This is a genomic window from Streptomyces sp. NPDC001787, from assembly GCF_040297465.1.
Taxonomy (GTDB): Bacteria; Actinomycetota; Actinomycetes; order Streptomycetales; family Streptomycetaceae; genus Streptomyces.
The window spans coordinates 25,209-37,842 of record NZ_JBEOZE010000016.1 but is presented as its reverse complement, the minus strand read 5'-3'; the positions used below and the strand labels follow the sequence as shown (position 1 = coordinate 37,842).

The 12,634-nt window shown below is 72.2% G+C and carries 10 protein-coding genes; 5 read left to right on the top strand and 5 right to left on the bottom strand.

The features are described from left to right. Positions 1-44 precede the first annotated feature (44 nt). Entirely contained in the window at positions 45-1,229 is a 1,185-nt protein-coding gene (locus ABT170_RS22135) for a PucR family transcriptional regulator (RefSeq protein WP_351870035.1), read from the bottom strand. Between the two features lie 254 nt (positions 1,230-1,483). Between ABT170_RS22135 and ABT170_RS22130 the strand changes: the two genes are divergently transcribed. Continuing rightward, complete coding sequence (locus ABT170_RS22130) at positions 1,484-2,185, top strand: response regulator (protein ID WP_329946911.1); 702 nt, start codon at positions 1,484-1,486, stop codon at positions 2,183-2,185. On the opposite strand, the gene ABT170_RS22125 is transcribed toward ABT170_RS22130, so the two are convergent. From ABT170_RS22125 to ABT170_RS22115, 3 genes are all read right to left on the bottom strand, one after another. Beyond that, positions 2,154-3,389 carry a sensor histidine kinase gene (locus ABT170_RS22125; protein WP_329946912.1) on the bottom strand — a complete coding sequence of 412 codons (1,236 nt, stop codon included), beginning with the start codon at positions 3,387-3,389 and terminating at the stop codon, positions 2,154-2,156. The two genes, ABT170_RS22130 and ABT170_RS22125, sit on opposite strands and share 32 nt — an antisense overlap. A gap of 136 nt (positions 3,390-3,525) precedes the next feature. Continuing rightward, a complete protein-coding gene (locus ABT170_RS22120) occupies positions 3,526-4,896 on the bottom strand; it encodes an FtsX-like permease family protein (RefSeq protein ID WP_351870032.1) in 1,371 nt (456 codons plus the stop codon). 5 nt (positions 4,897-4,901) lie between these two features. Next, on the bottom strand, positions 4,902-5,654 hold the full coding sequence (locus ABT170_RS22115; RefSeq protein ID WP_329946914.1) for an ABC transporter ATP-binding protein: 753 nt from the start codon (positions 5,652-5,654) through the stop codon (positions 4,902-4,904). A 372-nt stretch (positions 5,655-6,026) separates the two neighbouring features. On the opposite strand from ABT170_RS22115, the gene ABT170_RS22110 reads away from it, so the two are divergent. The 3 genes from ABT170_RS22110 to ABT170_RS22100 all read left to right on the top strand — a co-directional run bounded on the left by ABT170_RS22110 (position 6,027) and on the right by ABT170_RS22100 (position 9,152). Beyond that, the gene (locus ABT170_RS22110; protein ID WP_351870028.1) at positions 6,027-6,980 is read left to right on the top strand and encodes a cupin-like domain-containing protein; all 954 of its coding nucleotides are present in this window, start codon (positions 6,027-6,029) and stop codon (positions 6,978-6,980) included. A 227-nt stretch (positions 6,981-7,207) separates the two neighbouring features. Continuing rightward, positions 7,208-8,038, top strand: coding sequence for an SDR family NAD(P)-dependent oxidoreductase (locus ABT170_RS22105; protein WP_351870025.1), 831 nt, complete (start codon positions 7,208-7,210; stop codon positions 8,036-8,038). A 13-nt stretch (positions 8,039-8,051) separates the two neighbouring features. Beyond that, positions 8,052-9,152 carry an amidinotransferase gene (locus tag ABT170_RS22100; protein WP_351870022.1) on the top strand — a complete coding sequence of 367 codons (1,101 nt, stop codon included), beginning with the start codon at positions 8,052-8,054 and terminating at the stop codon, positions 9,150-9,152. A 10-nt stretch (positions 9,153-9,162) separates the two neighbouring features. Here ABT170_RS22100 and ABT170_RS22095 read toward each other — a convergent pair whose 3' ends face one another. Then, positions 9,163-11,244 carry a radical SAM protein gene (locus ABT170_RS22095; protein ID WP_351870019.1) on the bottom strand — a complete coding sequence of 694 codons (2,082 nt, stop codon included), beginning with the start codon at positions 11,242-11,244 and terminating at the stop codon, positions 9,163-9,165. A 251-nt stretch (positions 11,245-11,495) separates the two neighbouring features. Here ABT170_RS22095 and ABT170_RS22090 point away from each other — a divergent pair, with 251 nt between their 5' ends. Further along, on the top strand, positions 11,496-12,629 hold the full coding sequence (locus ABT170_RS22090) for an amidohydrolase family protein (RefSeq protein ID WP_351870013.1): 1,134 nt from the start codon (positions 11,496-11,498) through the stop codon (positions 12,627-12,629). Positions 12,630-12,634 lie beyond the last annotated feature (5 nt).

Sequence of the window (12,634 nt, the reverse complement as noted above, 5' to 3'; positions counted from 1 at the left end):
CGGCTGCTCGCCCACGCCGGGCGCTCGCCGAATCCGGCCACGGTTCATCCGCCTTCCGCGGCTCCCGCGGATCCCTGCCCTCCGGTGACCCCGCGCTGATCCGCGGGCCCGGCCAGGTCCCTGGCGACGAGCGCAGCCTGGATCAGCCGCGCCTGCGCGGGAATCGCGAGGTCGAGGCCCGTCAGCGCGCTCACTCGCTGCAACCGGTAGTCCAGGGTGTTGCGGTGGACGCACAGCTCCAGCGCCGTCCGGCGGCGGTTGAGCCCCCGCTCCACGAACACGCGCAGCGTCTCAAGCAGGTACGGATGCTCCTCCAAGGGATCGAGCTTGGCCGCCAGCCGTACCAGGCCGTCCCCGGGGCGCGCGATCTGGTGCTCCAGCAGCACGTCGTCGAGGCGGTAGCACCCGGGCGGGCGTCCCAGGCGCCGGACGAGGTCCAGCACGCGGACGGCCTCCTGCGCCGCCGAGGAGATGGCCGCCGGTACGGAGGAGCGGGCGGCGGCGGCGCGCACGGGCTGCCCCACGTCCTTCTCCAGCCGGGCCACCAGGCCCGGCACGTCGGACGTGCCCGGCAACAAGGCGATCCGGGCGACGTGGTCCATCAGTACGGGAATGCCGGTGAAGGCGTCGAGCGAGGACTGCACCAGTCTGCTCGGCGGGTCGGACTCGAACGCGAAGGCGACCACCTCGTGCTCACCCACCACGGCCACCCGTGCCACGCCCGCCAGCTCCTCGTAGGGCCGTCCTGCCAGTAGGGCGCCGAGCAGGGCCCGCCGTACGCGCTTGTCCTCGCTGTGGAGGTCCTCCTGGGCGTTCTGGTGGGCGAGGACGACCGCGGGCAGCGCGGTGTGCAGGCAGGCGAGCAGCTTGCCGCCCGCCCCGGCCAGCTCACCGGGCTCCGCGACCTCGGTCAGCGTCTGCCACCACACCTCGGCGCCGATCAGGTACGCGGCGATCACCGCCTCCAGGGGGACGCGCTCCTCGGCCCGGCGCGCCGACCACTCGATGAGCCGGGTCAGATCGCCCGGCCCCATCGGACCCTCGCCGACGCCGTCGCGCAGGGCCCTGAGCAACAGCGCGTGCACCGCCGCGATGGACCGCGTCACCTCGCCCTGGAGGGTGGCGCGGGGCAGCGCCCCGTAGAACGGCGCCTCCGCCGCGCAGCGGGCGACCACGACGGCCGTGAGGTCACCGACCCGGGCGGCCATCCGGGCGTGCAGGTCCGACATCGGCGCATCGTCACACCGCCCGGGCCGTGCCGTCAATCGGAACCGCGGGTCCGGCGGCGCGGTCGGTGCCCCGGGTGCGTCCCCGAACCCCTCCCGGCCGCGAGTGGAGCCGGATCGGTTTCCCATGTCTGGAGCCACTCCTGGTCCGTGCGGTGGAGCCCGCGGAAGTACTGCGAACACCGCGTGCCCGGGATGTGCTCGGGCCATGGCACCGGGCACAACGACGGCCGTCGGCCGGGCCCGATAATGGCGTCATGATCAAGAGGCGTCTGCGTGTGGTGCTGGCCGAGGACTCCGTCGTTCTCCGTGACGGTATGGTCGAGCTTCTCGGCGCCCGCGGATGCGAGGTGGTGGCCACCGCCGGGACGGCACCCGAGCTGCTCGCCGGGGTGATCGAGCACCGGCCCGACGTGGCCGTGGTGGACATCCGGATGCCGCCCACCCACACCGACGAGGGCATTCGCGCCGCGGTCGAGATCCGTGCGAGGACTCCCGAGGTCGGCATCCTGGTCTTCTCCCAGCACGTCGAGACGGCCTGGGCCTCCCGGCTGCTGGCCGGCGGCGCGGTGGGTATCGGGTATCTGCTGAAGGAACGGGTCGCCCGGACCTCGGAGTTCGTGGACGCGCTGCACCGGGTCGCCGAAGGGGGCGTGGCGCTCGACCCCGAGGTGGTCACCCTCCTGATGCGCGGTGGCGGGCGCACACGGGTGGAGACTCTGACGCCGCGCGAGGGCGAGGTACTGGAGCTGATGGCGCAAGGCCACTCCAACCGTTCCATCGCCGCGCTGCTGGTGGTGTCGGAGCGTGCGGTGGAGAAGCATGTCGCCGCTGTCTTCAGCAAGTTCGGTCTCCGGGCGACCCACACCGACAACAGGCGGGTGAAGGCCGTCCTGACCTACTTGGCGGAGAGCGGCGGTCGAGGCTTCAGCACAGATTCGTCGGCAGCTCGGCGGTGACGACCGTGGGCCCGCCGGGTGGGCTGTCCACCCGCAGGGTTCCGTCCACCGCCGCGAGCCGCTCGGCCAGACCGGTCAGGCCGGTGCCGGTGCCGAGCGTCGCGTCGCCGCGGCCGTCGTCGCGCACGATCAGCCGGATGCGGCCGTCCGCGGCGACGGCCATGAGGCCGGCCGAGCGGGCGCCGCTGTGCTTGGCGATGTTGGTGAGAAGCTCGGCGGCGCAGAAGTAGAGGGCCCGTGCGACGGCTGGGTGCGGGTGTTCCCGCAGGTCCAGGTGGACGGCGACCGGTACCGGCGAGGCGGCGGCAAGGCCCGGCAGCGCCTCGCCGAGACCGCCGTCCAGCGCCACCGGGTGGATTCCCCGGGTGAACCGCCGCAGTTCGGCGACGGTGTCGTCGGTCTGGGTGCGGGCGCGGTCCACCAGGGTCCGCAGCCGCCCGAGGTCCGGACCCGCGGTGGGCGAGAGCGCGTCGTCGGCCAACGAGAGGGTGATCGCCAGGGCGACGAGCCGTGCCTGGGTGCCGTCGTGCAGGTCACGCTCCAGGCGGCGGAACTGGTCGGTGGTGTCCGTGAGCAGGGTGGCACGGGCAGTCTCCAGCTCCCGGACGCGCCGCTGGGCACGGGCCGGGCCGAGCAGCAGCCGTGCGAGTCGTCGGTTCGCCCCGCTCAGCGAACGGATCGTGGCGGGCACCGCGGACAGGAGGAGCAGGCCCAGCACGGTGGAGGCGGCGGCCGGCCAGCCGGCCGGCCGCGGGCCCGGTTGCAGCAGGCGGATCCAGAGCGGAAAGCCGATCAGCCAGCCGCAGCCGAGGGGAAGCGCTACGGCGGAGGCGAATCCGAGCACTCCGAGGGGCAACCGCAGCACCAGATAGAGCAGCGTCCGCCAGGCGACCGGATCGGTCAGCACCGTACGGCCACGGCCGATGACGCCCGCCGGGAGAACCGGCTTCGCCGGTGCCTCGACGTACTCGCCGAGCAACCGGCCGACCAGCCGCCGGTGCAGCGCCCCCAGGCCCCGCGTGCCCAGCAGTGCGGCGACCACGAACGGCAGACCGAGCACGGTGAGCGAGAGCAGCGCCCCCGCGTACAGGACGGCGAGAGCGTAGACACCGCCCAGCAGGGCAAACGGCAGCCCGACGACGGCGAAGGCCCATTCGCCGCCCCGGACGGACAGGTATCGCCGCCGCTCAGCCGTCTCCGGCACCGGGCGCCCCGGCCGGTCCCGCGTGGCGGGCGGCACGGCCGAGCCTGCGGGCGGTGCCTTCACCCCGGTCCGGAGTCCCGTGCGGGTGGGCGTCCGGTCGCCCGCCGCATCTCCGGCAACGGATCCGCTGCCGTGCTCAGTCACGGCCACCGCCCACCAGTTCCGCGGCCGGGCCGTTGACCGCCCGCAGGCCCGTGGCCAGGATGCCCGGGACGGTCAGCAGCGCCGCACCCGCGACGATGAACCAGCAGGCGGCCACCGGGACGGACGGCACCGGCGAGCCGGTCACCGCCGTGCTGAACGCCGCCGACGCGGCGCCCGCGACCGCCGCTCCGAGCAGGACACCCACCGCCGTGGTCAGCGCCGCTTCCACGGTCAGCATGCGCATCAGCTGCGGCCGGGTAGCGCCGACCAGCCGCAACAGCGCGAACTCGCGGCGTCGTTCAGCGGTCACGGCGACCAGGGTGTTGAGGGTGGAGACGGCGGCGAAGCAGGCCAGCAGCGCCAACTCGGCCTGGCGCAGCCAGACGTCCGTCGCGGAGGTGACGCTCGTCGCCGCCGGGTTCGCGACATGCTCGGCGGTGCTTGTCATGATCAGCATGGTGCCCGACAGTCCCACGAGCAGTGCCACCGGGACCACGGCGGACGACATCCGCCGCGCGTACCCGCGCAGGTTGGCGTCGGCCAGCCATCCTGCACCGGGTACCAGCGCCCGTACCGGTGCTCCCAACGCGGCCGCCAGGAGACGCGCCGTGAACGGCCCGGTCAGGGCGACGGCGATGAGCAGGACCAGCGAAGCGAGCAACGCCGCCTGCCCCGCCTTGTCCGACTGCTCCGCCGGCCTCGTCGCGGCCAGCCGCAGCAGCAGGACGCCGCCCACCAGCACGCCGATTCCGGCGAGCAGGCGTGGCGCACCCGTCCGCCCGTGCTCTGTCGAACTCGCGGTGAGGGCTGCCGCGGGCGCGATGCGGGAGATCCTCCGGGCCGCGACGGCCGAGGCTGCCAGGCCGACCGCGAGCGCGGCGGCCAGCGCGACCAGCATCGGTACCGGTGTCACCGGTACCCGAACGCCCGGCGCGGCCAACCCCAGCCGCTGGAGCTCGGCGAGGAGACGCCGGGCCGCGGCCACCCCGACGAGCCAGCCCGGCGCGGCCATCAGCAGGGTGGTCGTGAGGACCTGGAAACGGACCAGCCGCCGTGCCTGACGGGGCGACGCCGCGATGGTGCGCAGCAGGGCCAGCTCACGGTGCTGCTGACGGACAGCGAAACCCAAGGCGTTGACCACGACGAAGAACGCGACCAGGACGGCGATTTCGCCGAAGGCGCCGGCGATCACCATCAGCCCGGGGCCTGCGGTCGCCTCTCGGACGGAGGCCGGTGTGGTGACATCGGCGGCGAAGAGGGAGCCGAACAGTGTCACGGTGGCAATGGCGAGGAAGAGCGCGACTGCCGGACCGGCGAAGGCGGCCGGGCGCCGGCGCATCTGTCCCAGGGCGATCGAGGCCATCGTGTTCACCCGCCCAGCCGGTTCAGGCGCTCGCCGACCTGGGTGGCGGAGGGCCGGTCGAGTTCGTCCACCACCAGGCCGTCGGCGAGCAGCAGCACGCGGTCCGCGTATCCGGCGGCGACCGGATCGTGGGTCACCATCACGCAGGTCCGGCCGTCCCGGTCCACACCGGCGCGCAGCAGAGCGAGGATCTCGTGGCCGGTGGCCCGGTCGAGCGCACCCGTCGGCTCGTCGGCGAAGAGCAGCTGAGGGCGGGAGACCAGGGCCCGGGCGATGGCCACCCGCTGCTGCTGCCCGCCGGACAGCTGCCCGGGGCGGTGCCGCTCACGCCCGGCCAGTCCGACCCGGTCGAGCGCGTGCAGAACCCGGCCCCGGTCGGGTCGCTTTCCGGCCAGCCGACCGGGGAGTTCGACGTTCTGCGCGACTGTCATCGCCGGCATCAGGTTGAACGCCTGGAAGACGAACCCGACCCGGCCGCGCCGCAGCTCCGCCAGCCGCCGCTCGGGCAGCCGGGACACCTCGGTACCGCCCCACCACACGGAGCCACGGGTGGGCCGGTCCATTCCCGCGAGGCAGTGCAACAGGGTGGTCTTGCCGGAGCCCGACGGCCCCATCACCGCTGTGAACGTCCCGGGCGCGAGGTCTACCGACACCCCGCGCAGCGCATGCACCGCGGCAGCGCCGCGCCCGTACTCACGGTGCAGGTCATTCGTCCGGGCGGCGGTTCCCGCCCCGTTTTCCGTCGTCGTCCCAGCCATGCCCTCATCCTCGGCGGACACGGCACGGCGATCGATCGTGCCGGCCCCCGGTTCAGGGGTTCGGGAAACCGAACCCCGCCCGCCGGCGGGCGGGGGCGTCCGGCCGTCCGTGGTGGACGCCGCGCCGCGGATTCCATCCCGCCCGGACGCGGTACCGCCTGCCCCGAATGCCACCTGATCCCCACGCGCACGGGCCCCCGGTCCACCGCTGGCCGGAAGTGGGTGCTGGTGCGGGGGGCCCGAACGAGGGGGTCTAGGCAAGGAGCGGGTGAGCCCGGACAGTGAGGTGTCATGAGCCGAATCGAACGATCCGGAGCACTACGGTTCGGAAGGCGGCGGGACTCGCCTGCGGGCGTACCGAATCCGGCGGCCATGACGGCGATGGAGCCGCTGGGCGAAGGGCTGGAGGCCCGTCCGGTGGCGCGGGCCGCCGCCTCCGACATCGGCGCACTGCGCCGTGCGGTCGCCCGGCGTTCCGGACCACTGCTCTGTTCCGGCCTCCTCGACACCTGGCCGGCCCGCAGCGCGTGGAATCCGGCCGCCCTGGCGGAGCACCACGGCGCACGGCAGGTGACGGCCCTGCTGGACCTCCCGGACACCGGTGTCCTCTTTCCGAGGGACCAGCGGCACTACGAGCGGAAGCTGAGCTTCGCCGAGTTCATCGGGCGGATGGAATCGGCCGGGCCCTCCGCACCCTGCTACCTGGCGTATCAGCGGGCTCACGAGATCTTCGATCCTGCCGACTGCGACTTCGCCTCCCTGCTGCCGCCCGACCGGTACCCCACCGATACACGGGTGTGGATCGGCTCCGCCGGGACGCGGTCGATGCTGCATTCGGATCTCAAGGACAATTTCTTCTGCCAGCTCTGGGGGGAGAAGAGCGTGACCCTGCTCTCCTGGCGCAACAGCAGGGCCGCGTACCCCTTTCCGGACAACCTGGTGAACAGCCAGGTGGACATCGCCGCTCCGGACATGGGCCGCTTCCCCCGCCTGAGGGACGCGGTGCTCCACCATGTGCGCGTGGGCCCCGGCGACCTGCTCTACATCCCGCGCGGCTGGTGGCACGACATCCGGGCACACACCCCGTCGGTCTCGGTCAACCACTGGTTCGGGCGGCCGATCGGCCTCCCGCAGTATCTGGCGCTGCTCGGGATTCTCGGGCCGGCCTACTGGAAGGCCACCGCCCGCGACTTCATCGCGCACGGGCTGCTGCGCCGCGAGGAGCCGACCCGCTTCTTCTTCAGCCCCCCGTCCACGGGCAAGCGGCTCTACGACGCGCTGCGTTCGGGCGACTTCTCCCGAGGGAACGATCCCAGCGCGTCCTAGGGGCCGGCCCGTCATCCCCGGCGGGCGCGCGACGACGGCCGCCGCACCTCGCGGCGTCGCCGGAACGTCCGCGTACATCCCGTACGCGGATGTCCCTCCGTCCCGCGACGCACCGCATCCGATGCCGCGCGCTGATCCGCCGGAGACTCCGGGACAGCCCTTGAGGGCCGGCCCGCCAGGGTTTCCCGCAGCGCAGCGGGACACCTCACCGACTCAGGAGACCAGGCTTGGCAGAGAAGGCCGGACATCAATCGCGGCGCGTGCTGATCACCGGCGGCGCCTCGGGCATCGGCGCCGCCATCGCGCGGCGCTTCGTACGGGACGGCGCGCGGGTGGCGGTTCTGGACCGCGACCGGGACGCCCTCGCGCGGTTCGCGAAGGACACTCCCGGAGCGGGGTTGCTGCTCCACGCGGATGTGGGGGAGGAGACATCCGTACAGGACGCGTTCGCCGAGGCGGACGCGTCCTGGGGCGGACTGGACGTGGTGTGCAACAACGCCGGGATCAGCATCCGGCGGCCCTTCCTGGAGACCTCGCTCGCGGAGTGGGAACAGACGCTGCGGGTGAACCTCACCGGAGCCTTCCTGGTCGCCCGCGAGGCGGGGCGCCGGATGGTGACGGGCGGCGGTGTCCTCATCAACACCGCGTCGGTCAGCGGCATGGTGGGCATGCCCGACTACGCCGCGTACAACGTGAGCAAGGCCGGGCTGATCGAACTCACCAGGACCCTGGCCCTGGAGCTGGCACCGGGGGTCCGGGTCAACGCCATCTGTCCCGGCTATGTGCTCACACCCATGCAACGGGCCGAGTACACCGAGGCGCAGCTTGCCGAGCAGGCCGGGACACTGCCGCTGAAGCGGCTCGGCTCCCCGGAGGAGATCGCCGCCCTGGCGGCCTATCTGGCCTCCCGGGAGGCCGCGTTCGTCACGGGCCAGACGTTCGTGATCGACGGGGGCGAGACGGCCGGGGGACTGGCCAGTGCCGCCCGGCGGCACGACGGACCCGACGGACCCGGGCAATCGACGTACACAGGGAACCGACAACAGGACCGCGCATGAGTGGGGGAGCACGATGAACGACGCGAAGCAGCCGGAGGCACCGGAGCGGGCACTGCTCCCGGCGGTCAGCTCGTACACGGAGTGGGACCCGTTGCGGGAGGTGGTGGTGGGGAGCCTGCTGGGCGGGGTCTTTCCCGACTGGCAGGAATCCATGGCGCACGTCGTGCCCGAATCCGCCCAGTCCGTCTTCCGGGAGCTGGGCGGGTCCCCCTTGCCCGCAGACCTTCTCAAAGCGGCCGAGGAGGAACTGGAGGGCCTGGCCCAGGTGTTGGAGGACCACGGGATCGCGGTGGTCCGGCCGGACACCGTTCAGCACCAGGTGCCGTTCCGGACGCCGCGATGGAGTTCCGGCGGCGGACTCTACGCCGGGATGCCCAGAGATCTGCTGATGGTCGTCGGCGACGCCATCATCGAGGCCCCGATGTCCTGGCGCTGCCGCCACCATGAGGTGGATGCCTTCCGTTCGCTGATCAAGTCGTACTTCCGGCGCGGCGCCCGGTGGCTGCCGGCTCCGCGCCCGCAGCTGACCGATGAGCTGTACCGCACCGGGGCCGAGCCGGGCGAGTGGGCGGTGACCGAGTTCGAGCCCGTCTTCGACGCCGCCGACTTCCTGCGCTTCGGCCGTGATCTCGTGGTCCAGCGCAGCCATGTCACCAACGAGTTCGGCATCGACTGGGTGCGGCGTTCCCTCGGCCCGGAGTTCAGTGTGACGGTGGTCGACACCGACGACCCGCACGCGATGCACATCGATGCCACCATGGCTCCGCTGGCGCCGGGCAAACTCCTGGTCCACCCCGAGCGGTACGTCCCCCATGAGCTCTTCGAGGGCTGGGAGATCCGGCCCGCCCCGGCGCCGACCCTTCCCCAGGACTGGCCGATGTACTTCTGCAGCCCATGGGTGAGCATGAACGTGCTCTCACTCGACCCGGAGACGGTGGTGGTCGAGCGCCAGGAACAGCCGCTCATCGACGCGTTGACGGCCTGGGGATTCCGCTGCGTACCGGTGGACTTCCGGCATGTCTACACCTTCGGCGGATCCTTCCACTGCGTCACGCTGGACACCGTGCGTGAGGGCGGGCCCGCGCGATATCTGTCCGTGCCCGACGGCCGGTGATACGGGACCGTCAGGCGGGGAACATGACCCGCGAGTAGTCGGGGCGCAGCAGGACGTTGTTGTCGTACAGGCAGTACTCCACGGCCAGCAGTGGCAGGGCCGGGTCGTCCGGGCCCGCCGCCGCGCGCGCCGCGTCGCGCACGGCGTCGACGGTGGCGAAGCGGGCGGCGAGCCCGGCGCAGACGTCGTAGGCGGTCCGGGCGGCGCGGTCGTCCCAGTAGCCCGGCAGACCGATCGCCGCGAGGACCGCGCGGGTGCTGTCCGGCTCGGTGCCGACGACCAGCTCCACGAGCGCGCGGGCGAGCGGACCGGCACTCTCCCGCGCCGGAGGACTCTTCTGCGCCGGGGCGCTTTCCCGCGCCGGCGTAACTTCCCGCGCCGGGGCGCTTTCCCGTGCCGGTGCGTTCTCCCGCGCCGGGCCGCTCTCCCGTAGCTGCTTGAGCAGCGCCATGACCCCGTCCGCCGCGATGATGGCCCGGACCCTTCCCGCCGCCCGGTCCTCATCGGGCCGACCCGGTGCGGAACGGAGGCGCTCGCACCACTCGTACAGCCGCTCCTCGTCGGTATGGCGGGCGAGGAACGCGGGCCAGTCGAGGCGGGCCCGGTAGGCGCGGGACAGGAACGTCTTCTCCACGTGGGCGAAGAACTCGTCCACGGCGCGGGCGCTGCCGAGGGCCTCGACCAGCGCTGCCGGGTAGCTGAAGGTGGGGTGCACCAGGTCGACCTCGTCCAGCGGCCCGTCCGGGCCGACGGAGTACGCCGCGGCCGAGGTGTCCTCGATCAGGCCGTCGCCCAGGTCGAAGACCCGGGTGGCGCGGGTGATGAGCGAGTCGTCGAAGCGCTCGCCCAGGCGCAGCTCACTGACGGTGCGCAAGGTGGCCGAGACCGTCTCCGGGGTGGCGTAGGTGTTCCCCAGGAACATGTCCAGCCGCCGGGGCGGCAGGGGCAGACCGTGGTCGCGGCGGAACGCCTCGTCCTCTTCCAGCCAGTCGACCTGGGCCCGTACGGCGTGCCGGGCGCGGTAGGGGACGCGGGTGCGTTTGAGGTTGTCGTCGTCGTACGAGCCGAACTGGTTCCAGCTCGGCTCGAAGCGCGACTCCAGCAGCGCCCGGATCTCTCCCCGCTCCAGCGCGGGGTTGGGCAGCAGGTAGCAGGTCCAGCTCACGGGCTTCGCGCGGCCGTGGTTCAGCTTCCGCATCCGTGCGGCCATCTCGAAGAGCAGTTCGTTGCTGCCGACGTTGATCTCCGAACAGACCAGCCACACACGGGAGACCCCACGGTCGGCGAGGAAGGTGATGTCGGCCATCACCACATCGAGGTCACGGACGCGGTGGCGCCGTCCCTTGACCATCGGCTCCGTGCAGAAGTAGCAGCGGTACGGGCAGCCGCGCTGGATCTCCACCGCGACATGGACATCCGCGTCCGGTCCGGTGACGCGCTGCGGACCGTAGAAGTCCAGCAGGTCGCTCAGGACGGCTTCGGTGTACTCGGTGTGGTCGGCGGGCGGCAGGAAGACCCGGGGGGTGAGGGTGTAGCCGTCGCCCGAGCGGTGGGCGAGGTTGCCGATCCGCTCCACGTCGCGATGGGCCAGTACGTCGTCCAGATGCTCCAGTACCTCGTCCGGCTCGCCGGTCACCCCGAAGTCGGGCTGGAGCCGCTCCAGCAGGTCCGGAGTGCGGGTGGTGAAGCCGAAGCCGCCGAGCATTATCGGACACTCCGTCAACTCTCGTAAAATTCCTATGAGTTGCTGGGTGTCATGAAACGGCCAGTAGCTGTTCCTGCGCACGGGCGGGGCGCCCGGGAGGTCGTGGTCGGCGTAGTTCCAGATGAAGATGGAGTCCAGCTGGCGCAGATGGATGCCGATGAGCCGGGGGTCGGTGCGCTCCAGGGCCTCGCGCAGGGTCGCGCGCCATGACTCCTTGGGGGTGTGCAGCAGGTCGAGGCGGGCGGTCGAGAGGCCGTGCCGCGCGGCGAGCGCCGAGACCTGGACGAAGGCGTAGGGATAGATGGGCAGCGCCGGGTAGTTGGAGGCGCTGAGGAGAAGGATGTCCGCGCCCTGTCGCGCTCGGGCGGTCGTGTGGTCGACCAGCATGCGGCGAATGGTGACACGCTGCGGTTCACCGCGCCAGCCGTCCGTCACGCCGGGTGTCCGAATCGGTGCGCTCGGTTGTCCGCACCCTTGACTGGTCATGAGCAACCCGGAGGATGGGGGAGCGTCGCCGCCGTCCGAACGGGACTCCGCGGCGGCCTTCCGCGTAAGCGTCCTACCGCTTTCCGTCATCGCCGCAGGTCACGGTTGCCGTTGTGGGCCTGCCGCTTCCACCCATGGGGAGGAGTGGGCCTGTGATCGCCCCTGTGCTGTCAGCGGACTCCCACGTCGTCGAACCCGTACGGCTGTGGACCGAGGGGCTGGAACGCCGGTACCGCGACCGCGCGCCCCGGGTCACCTGGGACTCCGGACGCGGCGGCTGGTACTTCACCTGCGACGACTTGAGACCCGCTCTGGTCAACACCCTCTATGCCACCGACACCACGCCGGAGAACTTCGCCGACGGGGCGGAGACCGTGGTCGAGGCGGCCCGCGCCGGCGGGAGCGATCCGGCCGCGCGGCTCAAGGACATGGCCCTGGACGGAGTCGCCGGGGAGGTGCTGTACCCCAGCCTGGCCCTGCACCTGTTCTGGCTCGCCGACGGCGACTTCCAGCGCGCCTGCTTCCGGGCCTACAACGACTGGCTCGCCGACTACGTCCGGTACGCGCCCGAGCGGCTGGCCGGCCTCGGGCTGATCTCGCTCTGGGACACCGAGGAGGCCGTTCGGGAGCTGCGCCGCTGCCACGGCCTCGGCCTCAGGGGCGCTGCCGTCTGGGCCTCCGCCCCGGCCGAGCGGGACTTCGCCGGAGCGGCCAACGACGCGTTCTGGCGGGAGGCGCAGGAGCTGGGCATGCCCGTCTCCATGCACTGCCTCAGCGGCTACCGCGACAGTCCCCGGCTCTTCGACTACGCGACACCGATGGGCCGCATCCAGCGCAACATGGCCTACCCGGAGGAGATGACGCACACCCTGACCGACCTGATCTTCTCCGGAGTCCTCCAGCGCTTCCCCGGCCTCCATGTCGTCCTGGCCGAGAACGACATCGGCTGGATCGCCTACCACCTGCTGCACGCCGACCGGATCTACGACAAGCTCGGCCCGGCGCTGCGCACCGACCTCACGATGCCGCCGAGCGACTATTTCCGCCGCCAGGTCCACGCCACCTTCACCGAGGACGAGGTGGGCGTGCTGACCATGCGCCGGCTGGGTGCGGACAACTTCCTCTGGGGGAGCGACTACCCGCACTACGAGGGCAGTTGGCCGCACTCCGCGCAGGTGCTGGACCGCGGCCTGGCCGACGCCGGCGAAGCGGCCCGGGAACAGGTGACCTCGGGCAACTGCGCGCGCCTGTACCGGTTCGATCTCGCGGCACTGTCGGCCCAGTGAAGGAG

What these genes read in the sequence shown, in the direction of transcription:
- ABT170_RS22135 (WP_351870035.1), bottom strand. Translation starts at nt 1,229, where the DNA reads ATGTCGGACCTGCACGCCCGGATGGCCGCCCGGGTCGGTGACCTCACG.
- ABT170_RS22130 (WP_329946911.1), top strand. Translation starts at nt 1,484, where the DNA reads ATGATCAAGAGGCGTCTGCGTGTGGTGCTGGCCGAGGACTCCGTCGTT.
- ABT170_RS22120 (WP_351870032.1), bottom strand. Translation starts at nt 4,896, where the DNA reads ATGGCCTCGATCGCCCTGGGACAGATGCGCCGGCGCCCGGCCGCCTTC.
- ABT170_RS22115 (WP_329946914.1), bottom strand. Translation starts at nt 5,654, where the DNA reads ATGGCTGGGACGACGACGGAAAACGGGGCGGGAACCGCCGCCCGGACG.
- ABT170_RS22110 (WP_351870028.1), top strand. Translation starts at nt 6,027, where the DNA reads ATGACGGCGATGGAGCCGCTGGGCGAAGGGCTGGAGGCCCGTCCGGTG.
- ABT170_RS22100 (WP_351870022.1), top strand. Translation starts at nt 8,052, where the DNA reads ATGAACGACGCGAAGCAGCCGGAGGCACCGGAGCGGGCACTGCTCCCG.
- ABT170_RS22095 (WP_351870019.1), bottom strand. Translation starts at nt 11,244, where the DNA reads ATGCTGGTCGACCACACGACCGCCCGAGCGCGACAGGGCGCGGACATC.